This is a genomic window from Methylorubrum pseudosasae, assembly GCF_029504475.1.
Lineage (GTDB): Bacteria > Pseudomonadota > Alphaproteobacteria > Rhizobiales > Beijerinckiaceae > Methylobacterium > Methylobacterium extorquens.
Map to the genome: position 1 here is coordinate 2,532,497 of NZ_JAQGDU010000002.1, position 17,930 is coordinate 2,550,426.

Sequence of the window (17,930 nt, forward strand, 5' to 3'; positions counted from 1 at the left end):
TGCCGGCCCTCAGGGAACGGCGAGGAAGGGCGCAGAATCCTCGCGCCGGCCTCCGGCGCGGCGCCGTCCCCCCGGCCGGAACCCTCGCCCGATGCGCTCACCGCATGGCGGCGTTTCCAGTGTTCCCCGAGATCCTCACTGTGCCCTTCGCGCAACACGCATTGCGGGCACGCGGAGAGGTCGGCGGCCCCGATACGCGGGAGGGTTCTCAGCCTCCCTGCGCGGACCCGGCGACGTTGCATCGCACGGGGTCTTGAACGCGCTTCGATGCGGAAAGAGGGGACGCCAACGGGCTGGGCTGTGCTAGATAGGAGACCATGCGATGCTCCCTTTCCGTCTCGTCCCGCCGGCGCATCCTGTGCGTCTTTCCCGCCTACACGCCGTCCTTCGGGACGTTCTCCCACGCCTACCCATTGATGGGCGGCGTGAAGGCGTTCATGCCGCCCCAGGGGCTCCTGCTGATCGCGGCCTACATGCCCGAGACCTGGGAATGCCGCTTCGTTGACGAGAACATCCGGCCCGCCTCGGCCAAGGACTTCGCCTGGGCCGATGCCGTGTTCGTCTCGGGCATGCATATCCAGGAGGGCCAGATCCACGACATCGGCCGGCGGGCGCACGCCGCCGGCAAGGTCGCGGCGCTCGGCGGCCCCTCGGTGTCGGGCGCGCCGGAGAAGTACCCGGACTTCGACTACCTGCATGTCGGCGAGATCGGCGACGCCACCGACCGCCTCATCGAGATCCTCGACCGCGACCTGTCGCGGCCGGCGGCGCAGGTCGTGCTCGACACCAAGGAGCGGCTGGCGCTGTCCGACTTCCCGGCCCCGGCCTACGAGGCCGCGCCGCTCAAGCGCTACCTGATCGGCTCGCTCCAGTTCTCGTCCGGTTGCCCGTATCGCTGCGAGTTCTGCGACATCCCGCAGCTCTACGGCCGCCAGCCGCGGCTGAAGAGCCCGGAGCAGATGTGCGCCGAACTCGACGCGATCATCAGCCAGCCGGGCCACCCGGCGGTGGTCTACTTCGTCGACGACAACTTCATCGCCAACCGCAAGGCGACCCGCGAGATGCTGCCGCATCTCGTGGAATGGCAGAAGAAGAACAACTACCCGCTCCAGTTCGCCTGCGAGGCGACGCTGAACATGGCCAAGCAGCCCGAGATCCTCGAGCTGATGCGGCAGGCCAACTTCATGACGGTGTTCGTCGGCATCGAGACGCCGGAGGCCGACGCGCTCAAGGGCATCGACAAGACCCACAACGCCGCCGTGCCGATGTACGAGGCGATCGAGACGCTCAACAGCTACGGGCTGGAAGTGACCTCGGGCATCATCCTCGGCCTCGACTCGGATTCCGACAAGTCCGAGCAGAACCTGATCGACTTCATCGACAAGTCCGCGATCCCGGTGCTGACGATCAACCTGCTCCAGGCGCTGCCCAAGACGCCGCTCTGGGACCGGCTGCAGCGCGAGGGCCGGCTCCTGCACGATGCGAGCCTCGAATCAAAACGTGCTGTTCAAGCGCCCGCACGACACGGTGGTGAGTTCCTGGCGCCGGGCCATCGCCCACGCCTACACCCCCGAGCACCTGTTCGAGCGCTTCAAGCACCAGTGCGACGTGACCTACGGCAACCGCATCGTCACGCCGACCAAGGGCAAGCTCACCAAGACCAACCTGCGCCGCGGCCTCATCCTCGGCTTCAACATCATCACGCGGGTGGGGCTGTTCTCCGATTACCGCCGGCCGTTCTGGCGGGCGGCGGGCCACGCGCTGAAGCGCGGGCAGATCGAGGCGGTGTTCAACATGGGCTTCGTCGCCCACCACCTGATCCGCTTCACCCGCGAGGCGCTGCGCGGCGAGCACAACGCGTCCTTCTACGCCGCCAAGGCGGCGGAAGCGGAGGCGCAGCGCGAGCGGAGCTGGTGGGAGAACGCCCGCCGTCGCCTGGCGCCGGAGCGGGAAGCGGCCTGAGCGTTTCCCGGCAGGGCGCTCGTCATCGCGCGCCCTGAGGCAAAGCTCCGATCGAAAAGGCCCCTATCAACCTTGGGCGGACCATCGCGTCCGCCCATCCCTCACGCGTAGGCCCGGGCGGCCTCGTTTGAGAACAAGGCCCGCAGCCGCGCCCGATCCGAGGGGCCGGTCTCCGACAGGTTCGTCATCGGAGCGGGCCGGGCGAACAGGTAGCCCTGCATCTGGTCGCAGCCGAGTTCACGCAGAACCGTGAGCTGCTCTTGCGTCTCCACCCCCTCGACCGTGACCGTGAGGCCGAGATTGTGCCCGAGATGGGTGATCGCGCGCACGATCGTCAGGGCGTCCGCGTGCTGCCCGAGGCCGCGCACGAAGGACCGATCGACCTTGATCTTGTCGAACTGGAACCGCTGCAGGTAGCTCAGGCTCGAATAACCCGTGCCGAAATCGTCCAGCGCGAGGCGCACGCCGAGGGTACGGAGCGCCGTGAGCACCGTCAGCGCCGTCGCCGCGTCGTGGATGAACACGCTCTCGGTGATCTCCAGAACCAGCCGCCCCGGTGAGAGCCCGTGGCGGCCGAGGACCGCCGCCACGCCCGCGGCGAAGCCCGGTTGGCGGAACTGCTTCGGCGAAACGTTGACCGAGACCCGCCAGGGATGCGGCCAGGCTGCGGCGGCGGCGCAGGCGGTGTCGAGCACCCAGGCGCCGATCCGCCCGATCTGGTCGGTCTGTTCGGCGAGCGGGATGAAGTCCGCCGGGAACACGCAGCCGCGCTCCGGGTGGTGCCAGCGGATCAGCGCCTCGAAGATCTCGATCTCACCGGTCCGCCCGTTGACGATCGGCTGGTAATCGAGGGCCAATTCGCCCCGCGCGATCGCCCCGCTCAGCTCGTGCTCGATCCGGCGGCGTGCCTGGAGCTGCTCGTCCATCGCGGCCTCGAAGAAGCGCACCGCGCCGCGGCCCTCATCCTTGACCCGGTATAGGGCGGTGTCCGCGGCGCGCTTCAAGCTCTCGGCGGTGCTGCCGTCGCTGGGATAGAGGGCGATGCCCACCGAGGCGCCGATCTCGACGCGCAAGCCCTCGACCGAGCCTCCGATCTGGCCCTCGATCTGGAACGGGCGGCCGAGCGCCGCGACCAGACGCTCGGCGGTTTCGGCGACCTGCGCGAGGGTGCGGGTATGGGCCAGCACGATGACGAACTCGTCGCCGCCGATCCGGGCGAGGGTGTCGGTCGGGCGCAGCTCGGCCAGCATGCGCTTGGCCGCCTGGACCAGCAGGGCGTCACCCGCGGCGTGGCCGTGAAAGTCGTTGACGGGCTTGAACCGGTCGAGGTCGAGATAGGCCAGGGCCACGCTCGTCCCGTTCTCGGCCGCATTCTCCAGGGCGAGCCCCAGGCGCTCCTCCAGCAGGGTGCGGTTGGGCAGGTCGGTCAGGGCATCGTGCAGGGCGAGGTGGCGAATGCGCGCCTCGTCGCGGCGGCGCCGGCTGAGGTCGCGCAGGGCCACCGCCGTGGCGGGCCGGCCGAGATACTCGATGGCGCGGCAGGTGAGTTCCACCGGCACGGCGATGCCGGCGGCGGTACGGACCTCGAACTCCTCCGGGAACAGATCCTCCGGATGGCACCGGCTGCGCCGCAGAAGAACCGGAGCGTCGGCCTCCGCGAACAGGTCGAGCAACGGCCGGCCGATGATCTCGGAGGCGGGGGCCCCGAACAGGCGCAGGCCCGCCTGATTGATCTCGACCACCCGGCCCTCGCGGTGGATGAACAGCACCTCGTGGGCGAGGTTGCCGAGCAGGCGCATGCGGCTCAGCTCGTCCATGCGGCGGCGCATGAGATGCTGCTGCATCAGCAGCGCCGTGAGCCCGGCAGCGAGGACGGCGAGGCTGACGAGCCCTACCGCGAGGCCGAGCTGCGTCGAACCGAGGACGGCACCGCCTCCCTCCACCGGGGTGGCGGGCGCGACGGTGAGCGCCGTCATGCCGGTGAAGTGCAGGCCGCAGATCGCGAGCGCCAGCCACAGGCTGACCTCAATGCGGCGGCCGAGCCCGGCGAGATCGCCGGCCCGGGCGAGGGCGATCACCGCAAGGGTCGCGCAGAGCCCGAGCGAAGCGTGGACAAGGGCCTCCTCGAAGGCGAGCAGGCTGTTGGCCGCCATCGCGCCCACACCCGCGTAGTGCATGCCCGAAATCGCCGCCGCCAGCACTAGGCCGGCCGCCGCCACCTTGAGCGGGTCGTGGTCCGCCCGGCACCAGATCAGGAAGGCGATCAGCGCCCCGGCGACCGCAATCCCGATCGAGGCTGCGGTGGGAAGAAGGCCGTAGGCTGCCTGCGCACCCGGCTGAAACGCCAGCATCGCCACGAAGTGCAGCGACCAGACGCTGCAGCCGAACACGAACGCCGCCGCGATCAGCCAGGGGGAAACGGACCGGCGCTCGGCCCTGGCAGCCTCGGCCATCAGGGTGACGGTGGAGAAGCAGCCGAGCAGACAGATCCCAGCCGAAACGGCAACAAGGCCGAAATCGTGCTGGCTCGCGACACAGGCGACGATTTTGAGCATGAAGACCGGCAAGCCTGATAACCAAAGGCCGGCTTAGGCTGCGCCGATTAAGGTGATGCTGTTGGTATTCCGCTCAATTTTATCGTTCTTACATTGAAAATCCACATCGTAACTTGGGTTATATACTGGCACTGCCTCCACGCTGCGAATCCGAACATTCCTTTTCCTCACAACATCATGACGCCACCGTCCGGACGCACGCCGCTTGACGGCGGACTCGCGCCTGCCCTAGAGCCGCGCCATCATGACGGGCTTCTTCCTCTCCGAGTCGTATCGCGCGCCGCTCCCTTAAGCGGCATCGGACTCGTCATGTCTTCAGCCGCTGCGTCGTCGGCGGCTTGAGGATCATGGAACATCCCGCAACGGACCGCCGACCTCGCCCCTTATCCGAGGTCACAAAGTGTCTGCCCTGCATTCCTCCGCCCCTGCCCCGTCGGTCGGTCTCGTCGGCTTCGGTGCCTTCGGCCGCCTGATCGCCCGCCATCTCGCGCCGCATGCCCGCCTGACGATCCACGACCCGTACCTGCCGGCCGGGATGGTCGCGGCGCAGGCGGGGCCGGGGGCGGTCGCAGCCGACCTGCGGCATGTGGCAGCCTGCCCCGTGGTGATCCTCGCGACGCCCGTGGCGCGCCTCGGCGAGGCGGTGCGCGCCCTCGCCCCGCATCTGCGGCCGGGCACGCTGGTGGTCGATGTCGGCTCGGTGAAGACGGGGCCGGCCGCGATCCTGGCAGCGGGATTGCCCGCCGATGTCGAGATCCTCGCGACCCATCCGCTGTTCGGGCCGCAGAGCGCGGGCGACGGCATCCGCGGCCTCAAGATCGCGGTCTGCCCGATCCGCGGGCGGGGCGCCTTCAGGGCGGCAGCCTTCCTGCGGCGCGGGCTCGGGCTCGACGTGATCCTGACCACCCCGGAGGCGCATGACCGGGCGATGGCTTCGGTCCAGGGGCTGACCCACCTGATCGCCAAGGTGCTGGTGGCGATGGAGCCGCTGCCGACGCGGATGACGACGCGCAGCTTCGATTTGCTGATGCAAGCGGTCGGCATGGTGCGGGACGATGCGCCGGACGTGTTCCACGCCATCGAGCGCGCGAACCCGCACGCGGCGCAGGTGCGGCAGCGCTTCTTCGCGCTTGCCGGGCAACTCGATGCCGAGCTGGCCGGCGAGGCGGTTCCGGCCGCGCCGGTCCGGCTCGCCTCTTAGAGCATCGTCCTGGATACATGATCCAGGACGATGCTCTAAGCTCTTAATCTTGCATCATCTTTTTCCGAAAGCCGGCAACCACCTTTCGGGACGATGCTCGAGAATCAAAACGCCCCGCGCCGGGCTGGCGCGGGGCGTGTCGCGGCCGATCAGGCGATCAGAACTTGCGCACCAGCGGGGCCGGGGCGGCGGCGGCGGGGGCGTCCCACTGGTAGCGGAACCCGACCGAGACGACGTCGGCGCTGACATCGGTCGAGGCCGCGAGCGGGATGTTGCCGATGTTGTAGTCGCGGCCGGGGCCCGCCAGGAGAAGGCCGCGGTCGAAGAAGGCGTGGGCGTAGCTGGCCGTCAGCAGCACCTTCTCGCTCCAGCGATAGCTGCCGCCGATCGAGACGACGTAGCGGTCGCTGTCGGGCAGGCGCGCCGAGCGGTTCGAGAAGTCGATCGGCACGTTGTCGTAGCCGAAGCCGGCCCGCAGGGTCAGGTTCGGCGACCAGTCGTACTCGGCACCGATCGAGTAGAAGAACGAGTCCTTGAAGTTGAGCGGCAGGTGGTTGACCGTCACGCCGAGCGCCCGCGAGACGATGCCGACATCGCCGAGCCTCGACCAGTTGTCCCACTCGAAGCCGAGATTGATCCGGGTAACCGGGTTGATCGCCTGGGTCAGGCCGACGCTGACCTTCTCGGGCGTGTTGAGGTTGGCCCGCACCTGCCCCAGGGCGATGGCCTGCCGCGGGTCGGGGAAGCCGATCGAGCCCGCGATGTCGTGGTGGACCGAGGAGCGATAGCCGACGCCGATCGCCGTACCGGCGGCGGGGGTGATCAGGACACCGGCGGTGAAGCCCACGCCCCAGGACTCGCCCTTGATGAAGCCCGACGGGTAGAGGCCCGGGAAGGTGCCGGCCACCGGCACGGCCGCGCGCAGGGTCAGGCGGAAATACTCGATGCTCGGGCCGGCGGCGACGGACAGCCAGTCGTTGACCTTGAAGCCGACCACCGGATTGAAGGCCAGCGAGAAGATCCGCGAGGAGCGGGCATAGACCGCGCCCGCCCAATCCTGGCGCGGCTTGGTGACGAGGCCGTAGGGCGCGCCGGTCTGGATGCCGACCCAGAGACGGTCGGTGAGCTGGTAGGAGGTGGCGCCCGACGGCACCACGGCGCCCTGCCCGACCTCGCCGGAGGCGCCGAACGGCAGCAGGCCCGGCGCGGTCCCCACCGTCGGCGTGATCTCCCCCGACAGGTTGATGAAGCTCAGGCTCTGCTCGCTGGCAAAGCCCGGCCGCATCGTCACCGTCGCCGGGTTCCAGAAGATCGACGAGACACCTGCCCCGCCCGACGCCGCACCCGCGAAGGCGACGCCCAACCCCTGTGCACTCTGCTCGCGCAGGCCGAAGGCACCGGCCTGCGCCCCGCCCGCGCCCGCCATCGAAACGGCCGCGACAGCCCCCGCGAGCCCGAGCGCGCGGATCGTCCCCCCAGTCATTCGTTTTCTCCGAAGCGTTTTCTTAGCGGCCCAAGTCCCATCCGGGATGGAAGAGGATCACGCGCATTCGGTCTAGGGGAAGAAAACCGAAAACTGAATTATATATCAATTGAGGAATTTATGTCACGGAACCAGGGTCCTCCCCTTGTCCGTGCGGTGAATGTGATCGCGCGGTGCCGCTTGCACCCCGGATCGGTCGCGGCCATGCTCGCGCACCTCTAGTTGAGCCTCGAGCAGGACGGAGACGCCGACGATGAAGTTGATCCGGCACGGAGCGAGCGGTGACGAGAAGCCGGGCCTCGTGGACGCGAAGGGCGGCTTGCGCGACCTGTCGGGAACCCTGCGCGATCTTGCCGGACCGGGCCTCTCACGGGAATCGCTCGACCGGCTCGCGCGGATCGACCCCGAAAGCCTGCCGCTGCTGCCGCCCGGCACCCGCCTCGGCCCCTGCGTCGGCGGCACCCGCAACTTCGTGGCGATCGGCCTGAACTACGCCGACCACGCCGCCGAGACCGGGGCCGCGATCCCGGCCGAGCCGATCATCTTCAACAAGGCGCCCTCCTGCATCGTCGGCCCCAACGACACGGTGATCCTGCCCAAAGCCTCGGCCAAGACCGACTGGGAGGTGGAACTCGCCGTGGTGATCGGCGCCCGCGCCTCCTACGTCCATGCCAACGAGGCGCTGCGCTACGTGGCGGGCGTGTGCATCTGCAACGACCTGTCCGAGCGCGAATTCCAGATGGAGCGCGGCGGCACCTGGACCAAGGGCAAGGGCTGCCCGACCTTCGGTCCGCTCGGCCCCTGGCTCGTCACCCTCGACGAGATTCCGGACCTGAAGAACCTGTCGATGAGCCTCGATCTCAACGGCCGGCGGATGCAGACGGGCTCGACCGCGACGATGATCTTCGACGTGGCGCAGATCGTCGCCTACGTCTCGCATTTCATGATGCTGGAGCCCGGCGACGTCATCACCACCGGCACCCCGCCGGGCGTTGGCCTCGGCATGAAGCCGCCGCGCTACCTCAGGAGCGACGACGAGATGGTGCTGCGCATCGACGGCCTCGGCGAGCAGCGCCAGCGCGTCGTGGCCTTCGACGACTGGACCGCCAAGGTCGCCGCCGGCGAGCCGACGAACTGACGCGCCGAACAGGCTTCTCCAACGGGGCCGACGAGGCTTGCCCCCGCAGAACCGGCCCGGTCGTCGTCCTCGGCGGCGGACCGGTCACCGGCGCAGCGGGGCCGTCGCGCGGTTTTGCTCCAAGAGGAGGCGGCCGATCAGGCCGTCGCAGTTCAGGGTCTGTCCGACGCACTCGGCCGACATCCAGATCTTCACCTGCCCGTCCTCCTGCACGACCCTTCGGCAGATATAGGCGTCCGGTTGATCGCCGTGGGCCTTGTAGAGCGTCCAGATGATGAAGCGCTTCGGGTCCTCGATCTCGATGACCGAGCCGTTGTCCCGCAGCACCTGGGCCCCCGGCTCTGCTTTGAGGGCTGCCACCATGGCACGGAACGGCAGCACGGTGCGCTCGCAGAGCGACGCGGCCTGCGCCGCCCACGGACAGAGCAGCGCGAGTGCCGTTGCGAGGATCAGACGATCGGCCGCGAACATCGGAACACTCGCTTAAAGTTTGCATCTCCATGATCATGCTGCCTGTGGATGCAACAACGGTCAAGCTTACGCGGTGGTCGACGCGCATGCCTGCTGAATCAGGGCAGAGCGCCACGCATGCCGGGCGCTTCGCGACCGGGCTCTCCCGCGGCAAGGCTTGATTTTTTCCGCGCCTTCGCCCTCAAAGAAGCGCATGAGCGACACCGTAGTCTCCCTCACCGCCTCCTCTGCCGCCATCCGGCACGATTGGACCCTGGCCGAGATCCAGGCGATCCACGACATGCCGCTGCTCGATCTCGTGCATCGGGCGGGCGTCGTGCACCGGGCGCATAACGACCCCGCCGACATCCAGCGGGCGGCCCTGCTGTCGATCAAGACCGGCGGCTGCCCCGAGGATTGCGCCTATTGCCCGCAATCGGCCCACCACAAGGGCGCCAACCTCCCCCGCGAGCGGCTGATGCCGGTCGACGCGGTGCTGAAGGAGGCCGCCGCCGCCAAGGCCAACGGGGCGCACCGCTTCTGCATGGGCGCGGCGTGGCGCAAGCCCAAGGATGGGCCGGATTTCGATGCGGTGCTGGAGATGGTGCGCGGCGTGCGCGGGCTGGGCATGGAAGCCTGCGTGACGCTCGGCATGCTGACGCAGAGCCAGGCGCAGCGCCTCGCGGAAGCGGGGCTCACCTCCTACAAACCACAACCTCGACACCGGCCCGGAATTCTACGGCGACATCATCTCGACCCGCACCTACGACGACCGGCTCCAGACGCTGGAGCATGTGCGCCAAGCCGGCATCGGCGTCTGCTGCGGCGGCATCGTCGGGATGGGCGAGCGGGTGCGCGACCGGGCCGAGATGCTGCTCGTGCTCGCCAACCACGCCCCTCACCCGGAAAGCGTGCCGATCAACGCGCTCGTCGCCGTCGAGGGCACGCCGCTGGAAGACCGCCCGCCGATCGATCCGCTCGACCTCGTGCGGATGTGCGCCACCGCCCGCATCGTCATGCCCAAGGCCCGCGTGCGCCTCAGCGCCGGCCGCAAGAGCCTGACCCGCGAGGCGCAGATCCTGTGCTTCCTGGCCGGCGCCAACTCGATCTTCTACGGCGAGCGCCTGCTCACCACCGCCAACAACGAGGCGGATGCCGACGCCGAGCTGCTGCGCGACATCGGCGTGCCGGTGCCCGAAGTAACGCTGGCCGCCGCGGAGTAGGGGCACGGCAAGGGGCACGGCAAGCCGGCCCTCACCTTGACTTGAAACGCCTCCCGTGAATGGTGCCGGCTCATTCTCAAGAGCCCGCCATGCACCGTTACCGTACCCATACCTGCGGGGCGATCCGCCCGTCCGATGTCGGGCAGACCGTCCGCCTGTCCGGCTGGTGCCACCGCATCCGCGATCATGGCGGCGTGCTCTTCATCGACCTGCGCGACCATTACGGCCTGACGCAATGCGTGATCGATTCCGACTCGAAGGCCTTCAAGGCGGCCGAGACCGCCCGCTCCGAGTGGGTGATCCGCATCGATGGCCGCGTGCGCACCCGGCCCGCCGGCACCGAGAACGCGGAGCTGCCGACCGGTAGCGTCGAGGTCTATATCGACGACCTCGAAGTGCTCGGGCCCGCGGGCGAGCTGCCGCTGCCCGTCTTCGGCGACCAGGAATACCCGGAAGAGACCCGGCTCAAGTACCGCTTCCTCGATCTGCGCCGGGAGAAGCTGCACGCCAACATCATGAAGCGTGGCGCGATCGTGGATTCGCTCCGCCGCCGCATGCGCGAGGGCGGGTTCTTCGAGTTCCAGACGCCGATCCTGACCGCCTCCTCGCCGGAGGGCGCGCGCGACTACCTCGTGCCGTCCCGCGTGCATCCGGGCAAGTTCTACGCGCTGCCGCAGGCGCCGCAGCAGTTCAAGCAGCTCACGATGATCGCGGGCTTCGATCGCTACTTCCAGATCGCGCCCTGCTTCCGCGATGAGGATGCCCGCGCCGACCGCTCACCGGGCGAGTTCTACCAGCTCGATATCGAGATGAGCTTCGTCACGCAGGAGGACGTGTTCCAGGCGGTGGAGCCGGTGCTGCGCGGCGTGTTCGAGGAATTCGCCGGCGGCAAGCGCGTGACCAAGGAATTCCCGCGCATCACCTACGCCGACGCGATGCTGAAATACGGCGTCGACAAGCCGGACCTGCGCAACCCGCTGATCATCGCCGACGTCACGGACGAGTTCGCCGACGACGCGGTGGAGTTCAAGGCGTTCAAGGGCGTCATCAAGTCGGGCGGCGTGGTGCGCGCCATCCCCGCCACCGGCGCCGCCGGCCAGCCGCGCTCGTTCTTCGACAAGCTGAACGACTGGGCCCGCTCGGAAGGCGCGCCGGGGCTCGGCTACATCGTGTTCGAGGAAGAGGGCGGGGCGCTCACCGGCAAGGGGCCGATCGCCAAGTTCATCCCCGCCGCGATCCAGGCGCGGATTGCCGAGAAGGCCGGCGCCAAGGCGGGTGACGCGGTGTTCTTCGCCGCCGGCACCGAGGCGAAGGCGGCCGGGCTCGCAGGCAAGGCGCGCATCCGCATCGGCGACGAGCTGAAGCTCTCCGACACGGACCAGTTCGCCTTCTGCTGGGTCGTCGACTTCCCGATGTACGAGTGGAACGAAGAAGACAAGAAGATCGACTTCTCCCACAACCCGTTCTCGATGCCGAACTTCGACCGGGACGAGTTCCTCGCCCTGGGCGAGGCGGATTCCGAAAAGATCCTTGGGATCAAGGCGTTCCAGTACGACATCGTCTGCAACGGCATCGAGCTGTCCTCAGGCGCGATCCGGAACCATCGCCCCGACGTGATGGAGAAGGCGTTTGCCATCGCCGGCTACGGCCGGGACGTGCTGGAGGAGAAGTTCGGCGGCATGCTGAACGCCCTGCGCCTCGGCGCCCCGCCGCACGGCGGCATCGCGCCGGGGGTGGACCGCATCGTCATGCTGCTGTGCGAGGAGCCGAACATCCGCGAGGTCGTGCTGTTCCCGATGAACCAGCGCGCCGAGGATCTGATGATGGGCGCGCCCGCCGAGGCGACCCCGAAGCAGCTGCGCGAGCTGCACATCCGGCTCAACCTGCCCGAGAAGAAGGCGTAGCGCCTAAACCCTCTCCCGCCGCGGGGGAGGGTGCCTGCGGAGCAGGCGGGTGAGGGGCCGGTTCCGCTTTGTCGGAAACGGCGCTCCCCTCGCCCGCCCCCTTCGGGGCCACCCGCCACCGAAGGGGAGGGAAGCCGCGCAGGACCTGATGCCGCCCCAGCCCACTCCCCTCACCGCCATCGTCGTCAGCCACGACAGCGCGGACGCCCTGCCCGCCTGCCTCGCGGCGCTCGCGCGCGAAGGCGTTCCGGCCATCGTGGTCGACAATGCCAGCCGCGACGGCTCGGTGGCGGTGGCGGAAGCCCACGGCGCACGGGTGATCGCCCATCCCCGCAACGAGGGCTATGGCCGCGCCAACAATATCGGCGTGCGCGCCGCCGAGGGGGCCCGGCACGTCCTCATCCTCAACCCCGATCTCGTGCTGCAGCCGGGCGCCGCCGCCGCGCTGCTGACCGCGGCGCAGGCCTGGTCTGACGCCGGCCTCCTGGCGCCGCGCATCCACGAACCGGACGGGCGCTTCTTCTACCAGCCGCGCTCGCTGCTGGCGCCCTACCTCACCAACCCGAAAGGCCGGCGTGATCTTCCCGAGGGCGATGCCTGCGCGCCGTTCCTGTCGGGCGCCTGCCTGATGATCGAGCGCGCCCTCTTCCTCGACCTCGGCGGCTTCGACGAAAACATTTTCCTTTTCTACGAGGACGACGACCTCTGCCGCCGGGTGGCCGATGCGGGGCGTGCGCTGGTCCACGTCCACGGCGCGGTGGCCCTGCACGGGCGAGGGCGCTCCTCGGCCCCGGCGCCGGGCCGGGTGTTTCGGACGCGCTGGCATCAGGCGTGGTCGCGGGCCTACGTCTCGCGGAAATACGGCCTGCCCGATCCGAGCCCTGGAATGCTCGCCACCAACGCGCCGAAGGCGGCGCTCGCCGCCCTCGCCTTCCGCCGCTCGGGGCTGGAGCGCTACGGCGGCTCGGCGGCCGGCGCACTCGCCGCCCTGCGCGGGCAGAGCGCGCTGGCCCGCGAGGGGCTGGCACCGTGAGCCTGCTCTCAGGTCCGACGATCGCGGAGGCGCTGGCGCGCCCGCACAACGCCTTCTCCGGCCTGCGGCTGGCGCTCGCCCTGATGGTGGTGGTCTCCCACGCCTTCAGCGTCGTCTCCGGCCACGCGCTCGACGAGCCGCTGGCCCGCACCACCGGCTTCTCGCTGGGCGAGCACGCGGTGAACGGCTTCTTCGCCGTCTCGGGCTTCCTCGTCACCATGAGCTACGACCGGCGCGGCTGGCGCGACTACGTCATCGCCCGGAGCTTGCGCATCGGACCGGGCCTCGTCGCCGCGACCCTGGCGGTCTCGCTGCTGCTCGGCGGCGCCCTCACCCGGCTGCCGCTCGCCGAGTACTACGCCTCGCCCGAGCTGTGGCGCTTCGTGCGCGGCACGCTCCTCTCCTTCAAGAGCAATGCCAGCCTGCCCGGCTTGTTCGAGGCCAACCCGTTCCGCAGCCCGCTCGGCACGGTCTGGACCCTGAAATACGAGACGATCTGCTACGCCGGCGTCCTCGTCATCGGGCTTCTCGGGCTCCTGCGGCGGCGCTGGGCCGTGCCGGCGCTCACCGCCGCCCTGGCCCTGTCGCTGGCGGTGCTCGAAGTGGTCCGGCCCGAGATGTCCAAGGGCACCGAGACAGCCTTGCGCCTGCCGCTGATCTTCGCCGCCGGGGCCTGCCTCTACCTCTGGCGCGATTCCATCCGCCTCACGCCGTGGCCGCTGCTCGTCCTGGCCGCGGGCTTCCTGCTGCAGGGCCACGCCCCCGCGCGGACGCTGCTCTTCCTCGGCGAGAGCTACGCGGCGATCTGGCTTGGCCTCCTGCCGGCACTGGCCCGCCCTGCCCTCGATCCGCCCGCCGACCTCTCCTACGGGGTCTATCTCTACGGCTGGCCGATCCAGCAGAGCCTGCACGCGCTCTGGCCCACGGCCTCCGCCCTGGCCCTGCTGGTGCCGGCCCTTCTGCTCGCCGGGCTCGTCGCTGCCGCGTCCTGGTACGCGGTCGAGAAGCCGGCCCTGCGCCTCAAGGCGCGGGCGCTCGGGCGGCGCACGCTGGGGACGATCGAACCGGCCGGTCCCTAAAGCGAATTTGATCCTCTCGCACCGCCCGTGCGTTTGAGATCCGCAGGGCGTGTCGACGCGCCGCCGTGATGGGGCGCCCTGCCCGCCCTAGCTACGGTGCCGGGTCCGTATCCCCGGCCCATTCCTCTCCCGGATGCCTGGATCACTGCCCACCATGAAGGTCGTCGTGGATCTCAACCGCTGCCAAGCCTACGCGCAGTGCATCTACGCGGCGCCGGGGCATTTCGCCCTGCACGGCCGGGAAGCGCTGGTCTACGACCCCTCCCCGGACGAGACCGCACGGGGCGAGATCGAGCGGGCCATCCATGCCTGCCCGGTGCGGGCGATCACGGCCTACCCCGACACCGCCGACGCGGCGGCCGGAGAGGCGCGGTGACGACACCCCCTGAACGCATCGTCGTCGTCGGCGCCTCGCTAGCGGGTCTTGCCGCCGCCCATGCCCTGCGTGAACGAGGCTATGCCGGCCGCCTGACCCTAGTCGGCGCCGAGCCCCACCGACCCTACGACCGGCCGCCGCTCTCCAAGCAGGTGCTGCGCGGGCTCTACTCCGCCGACACCACCCTGCCCTGCCATCCCGATCTGCGCGCGGAGTTCCGCCTCGGGCAGCCGGCGACCCGGCTCGACCTGAGCGGGCGCGTCGTCGAATGCGAAGACGGCAGCCGCCTGCCCTACGACCGCCTGCTGATCGCCACGGGTACCCGGGCGCGGCCCTGGCCCAACCCAGAGGAGGCCGCCCTCGCCGGTGTCTTCACCCTGCGCGACCGCGACGACGCCGAGCGGCTCGGCGCGCATCTGCGGACCAAGCCGCAACGCGTCGTCCTCGTCGGCGGCGGCTTCATCGGCTTCGAGGTCGCCTCGACCTGCCGCGATCTCGACATCCCCGTCACCCTGCTGGTGCGCGATGCCGTGCCGCTGGCGGCCGCGCTCGGCCCTAGCCTCGGCGGCCTGATCGGCGAGGTCGCCCGCGAGAAGGGCGTCGATCTGCGCCTCGAATCCGAGATCGAGCGAATGGAGGGGGAAGCGGGCCGCCTCGCCGCCGTGATCCTGAAGGACGGCACGCGGATCGAGACCGACTGTCTCGTCGCGGCGATTGGCACGCTGCGCAATGTCGAGTGGCTCGACGGCTCGGGACTGGAAGCCGACGCGGGGGGCCTGCGCTGCGACGCCTTCTGCCGCGCCTTGCTCCATGACGGCCGCGTCGCCGAGGGCGTTTTTTGCGCGGGCGACGTGGCGCGCTGGCCGAACCCGCACGACGACGACGCCCTCGTGGCGGTCGAGCATTGGGGCAACGCCCGGGCGCAAGCCGAGACCGCCGCCGCCAACATGCTGGCGGGCGACGCCTCGGCGATGCGCCGCCACGACCACCTGCCCGATTTCTGGTCGCAGCAATTCGGCCTGACGATCAAGCTCGTCGGCCTGACCGAGGGCGCCGATGCCCTCGCGGTGGTGCACGGCTCGTTCGAAGAGCGCCGCCTCGTGGCCGCCTTCGGCAAGGCGGGCCGCACCGTTGCCGCCGCCGCCATCGACAGCGCCCGCTGGCTGCCCGCCTACAAGGCCGCGATCCGCGAGCGCGCCCCATTCCCGCCGATCGAGGACGCCGTCGATCAGCCCCGCATCCGTGTGCAGGAGCCCTAATCCCGTGAGCGGAAGCACACTGTTCGATCAGATCCTCGATCCCGCCAACCGGGCGAACCCCTACCCGCTCTACGCCGAGCTGCGAAAAATCCCGGTCGCGCGGCAGGAGGACGGCACCTACGTCGTCAGCACCCACGCGGAGCTGGCGCGGCTGATCTCCGATCCGCGCATCAGCTCGGACGACCTGCCCGACCCGCAGAAATTCCGCTGGACCGGACACCCCGTCACCGACCTGCTGGTGCGGCCGGTGCGGGCCGAGATCCGCAAGCGGCACCGCCCCTTCATCTTCCGCGATCCCCCCGATCACGACCGCCTGCGGGGGCAGGTGATGCGCTGCTTCACGCCCGAGCGGGTGCGCGGCATGCGTGCGAAGACGCAAGAGATCACCGACGACCTGATCGGCAAGATGCGCGGCAAGACCCAGATCGATCTCGTCGACGACTTCTCCTATCCGCTCCCCGTCACCGTGATCTGCGAGTTGCTCGGCGTGCCGCCGGAGGACGAGGCGCAGTTTCACGGCTGGGCGACGCAGCTCGCGACCGCGCTGGAGCCGAACCAGCGCGGCGACGAGGAGACGAGGGCCAAGAACGAGGTCTGCTTCACCGAAATCGCCGACTACCTCCAGGGACTGATCAAGGAGAAGCGCAAGGACCCGCAGCAGGACATCCTCTCCGACCTCGCGACCGACAAGGAGGGGATGAACGATTTCGACCTGATCGCCACCGCCGTGCTGCTGCTGGTGGCGGGCCACGAGACCACGGTGAACCTGATCACCAACGGGATGCTGACGCTGCTGCGCTTCCCCGAGCATGGGGAGCGCCTGCGCGCCGAGCCGGACCTCGCCCCGCGCCTGATCGAGGAATTGCTGCGCTACGAGCCGCCGGTCCATTACCGCACGCGCGTAGCGCTCACCGACATTCCGGTGGCCGGGATCACCATCCCGAAGGATGCGCCGGTGATTTTCCTGCTCGCCGCCGCCAACCGCGACCCGATCCGCTTTCCCGACCCCGACCGCTTCGATCCCGACCGGCCCGACAACCGCCATCTCGGCTTCGGCGGCGGGCTGCATTACTGCGTCGGCGCCCCGCTCGCGCGGATCGAGGCGGAGGTGGCCCTGGTCAGCCTCGTGCGGCGGCTGAAGGGCGTGTCCCTGATCGAGGACCCGCCGCCCTACCGGCCCGGCGCCTCCCTGCGGGGGCCGCGGCACCTGAGGCTGGCGCTGGAGGGTGTGGCGGAGGATTAATCCTCTACCCGAGTGCCGCTGGGATCCCCTCTCCCCGCACGCGGGGAGAGGGCCGCGACGACCCTGTCGTCGGCGCGGTGAGCCCGAAGGGCGAAGGTGAGGGGCGCATCCGACGGAATTCCTTCGGCCAAGCCCCCCTCACCCTTGGCTGCCGCCTCGCTTTGCCGACGACGAGGTCGGCAAAGCCCTCTCCCCGCGCGCGGGGAGAGGGGGTGCGCTCGCACCGCACCGGATCACCGGAAAAGATATAGCGACCAAAAGAAAAGCGCCCGACCTTTCGGCCGGGCGCTCTCCCAAACGTCCCTGCGGACGCGACTTACGCGGTGAGAACCGTGGACGGCTCGACCTTCACGCCCGGGCCCATCGTCGAGGTGACGGCGATGCGCTGGATGTAGGTGCCCTTGGCGCCCGTGGGCTTCGCCTTGGCGACCGCGTCGGCGAAGGCCTTGATGTTCTCGACGAGCTTCTGCTCGTCGAAGGACACCTTGCCGACGCCGGCGTGGATGATGCCGGCCTTCTCGACGCGGAACTCGACCGCGCCGCCCTTGGCGGCGGCAACGGCGCCCTTCACGTCCATGGTGACGGTGCCGACCTTCGGGTTCGGCATCAGGCCGCGCGGGCCCAGCACCTTACCGAGACGACCGACGAGCGGCATCAGGTCCGGGGTCGCGATGCAGCGATCGAACTCGATCTTGCCGCCCTGGACGATCTCGAGGAGATCCTCGGCGCCGACGATGTCGGCACCCGCTGCGCGGGCGTCGTCCGCCTTGGCGCCACGGGCGAAGACCGCCACGCGAACCGTCCGGCCGGAGCCGTTCGGCAGGTTGCAGACGCCGCGGACCATCTGGTCGGCGTGGCGCGGATCGACGCCGAGATTCATCGAGATCTCGACGGTTTCGTCGAACTTGGCCGAAGCCTTCGACTTCACCAGCTTGATCGCCTCGTCGATGGCGTAGAGCTTCATCGGCTCCAGACCCTCGCGGGCGGCGCGGATGCGCTTTCCTTCGCGTGCCATATCGCCCTC

General features: G+C 69.5%; 12 protein-coding genes and 2 pseudogenes. 10 read left to right on the forward strand and 4 right to left on the reverse strand.

Features of this window, described 5'->3' with window-relative positions; translation table 11 throughout:
- Positions 1 to 317: 317 nt before the first annotated feature.
- A pseudogene (locus M2437_RS12740) lies at positions 318 to 1,962 on the forward strand (B12-binding domain-containing radical SAM protein).
- A 101-nt stretch (positions 1,963 to 2,063) separates the two neighbouring features.
- Here M2437_RS12740 and M2437_RS12745 read toward each other — a convergent pair.
- On the reverse strand, positions 2,064 to 4,517 hold the full coding sequence (locus M2437_RS12745) for a bifunctional diguanylate cyclase/phosphodiesterase (RefSeq protein WP_182568925.1): 2,454 nt from the start codon (positions 4,515 to 4,517) through the stop codon (positions 2,064 to 2,066).
- Positions 4,518 to 4,917: 400 nt separating this feature from the next.
- Here M2437_RS12745 and M2437_RS12750 point away from each other — a divergent pair, with 400 nt between their 5' ends.
- Positions 4,918 to 5,718: a prephenate dehydrogenase/arogenate dehydrogenase family protein gene (locus M2437_RS12750; protein ID WP_253387616.1), complete on the forward strand. Its 801-nt coding sequence runs from the start codon at positions 4,918 to 4,920 to the stop codon at positions 5,716 to 5,718.
- 157 nt (positions 5,719 to 5,875) lie between these two features.
- Here M2437_RS12750 and M2437_RS12755 read toward each other — a convergent pair whose 3' ends face one another.
- Positions 5,876 to 7,201 carry an OmpP1/FadL family transporter gene (locus tag M2437_RS12755; protein ID WP_253387617.1) on the reverse strand — a complete coding sequence of 442 codons (1,326 nt, stop codon included), beginning with the start codon at positions 7,199 to 7,201 and terminating at the stop codon, positions 5,876 to 5,878.
- Between the two features lie 253 nt (positions 7,202 to 7,454).
- Here M2437_RS12755 and M2437_RS12760 point away from each other — a divergent pair, with 253 nt between their 5' ends.
- The gene (locus tag M2437_RS12760) at positions 7,455 to 8,339 is read left to right on the forward strand and encodes a fumarylacetoacetate hydrolase family protein (protein ID WP_012255167.1); all 885 of its coding nucleotides are present in this window, start codon (positions 7,455 to 7,457) and stop codon (positions 8,337 to 8,339) included.
- An 84-nt stretch (positions 8,340 to 8,423) separates the two neighbouring features.
- On the opposite strand, the gene M2437_RS12765 is transcribed toward M2437_RS12760, so the two are convergent.
- Positions 8,424 to 8,810 (reverse strand): hypothetical protein, encoded by a 387-nt coding sequence (locus tag M2437_RS12765; protein WP_253387618.1) that lies wholly within the window; start codon positions 8,808 to 8,810, stop codon positions 8,424 to 8,426.
- Between the two features lie 193 nt (positions 8,811 to 9,003).
- On the opposite strand from M2437_RS12765, the pseudogene bioB reads away from it, so the two are divergent.
- From bioB to M2437_RS12800, 7 genes and pseudogenes are all read left to right on the forward strand, one after another.
- A pseudogene (gene bioB, locus M2437_RS12770) lies at positions 9,004 to 10,012 on the forward strand (biotin synthase BioB).
- Between the two features lie 89 nt (positions 10,013 to 10,101).
- On the forward strand, positions 10,102 to 11,916 hold the full coding sequence (gene aspS, locus M2437_RS12775) for an aspartate--tRNA ligase (protein WP_015824160.1): 1,815 nt from the start codon (positions 10,102 to 10,104) through the stop codon (positions 11,914 to 11,916).
- Positions 11,917 to 12,064: 148 nt separating this feature from the next.
- Positions 12,065 to 12,949 (forward strand): glycosyltransferase family 2 protein, encoded by an 885-nt coding sequence (locus M2437_RS12780; RefSeq protein WP_253387619.1) that lies wholly within the window; start codon positions 12,065 to 12,067, stop codon positions 12,947 to 12,949.
- Entirely contained in the window at positions 12,946 to 14,028 is a 1,083-nt protein-coding gene (locus M2437_RS12785) for an acyltransferase family protein (protein ID WP_253387620.1), read from the forward strand. Before M2437_RS12780 ends, M2437_RS12785 begins: the two co-directional genes overlap by 4 nt.
- Positions 14,029 to 14,182: 154 nt before the next feature.
- Entirely contained in the window at positions 14,183 to 14,404 is a 222-nt protein-coding gene (locus tag M2437_RS12790) for a ferredoxin (RefSeq protein ID WP_253387621.1), read from the forward strand.
- Entirely contained in the window at positions 14,401 to 15,663 is a 1,263-nt protein-coding gene (locus tag M2437_RS12795; RefSeq protein WP_253387622.1) for an NAD(P)/FAD-dependent oxidoreductase, read from the forward strand. Before M2437_RS12790 ends, M2437_RS12795 begins: the two co-directional genes overlap by 4 nt.
- Positions 15,664 to 15,667: 4 nt before the next feature.
- On the forward strand, positions 15,668 to 16,906 hold the full coding sequence (locus M2437_RS12800; RefSeq protein ID WP_253387623.1) for a cytochrome P450: 1,239 nt from the start codon (positions 15,668 to 15,670) through the stop codon (positions 16,904 to 16,906).
- A gap of 316 nt (positions 16,907 to 17,222) precedes the next feature.
- On the opposite strand, the gene rplA is transcribed toward M2437_RS12800, so the two are convergent.
- Complete coding sequence (rplA, locus tag M2437_RS12805; protein WP_003597509.1) at positions 17,223 to 17,921, reverse strand: 50S ribosomal protein L1; 699 nt, start codon at positions 17,919 to 17,921, stop codon at positions 17,223 to 17,225.
- Between the last annotated feature and the right edge of the window lie 9 nt (positions 17,922 to 17,930).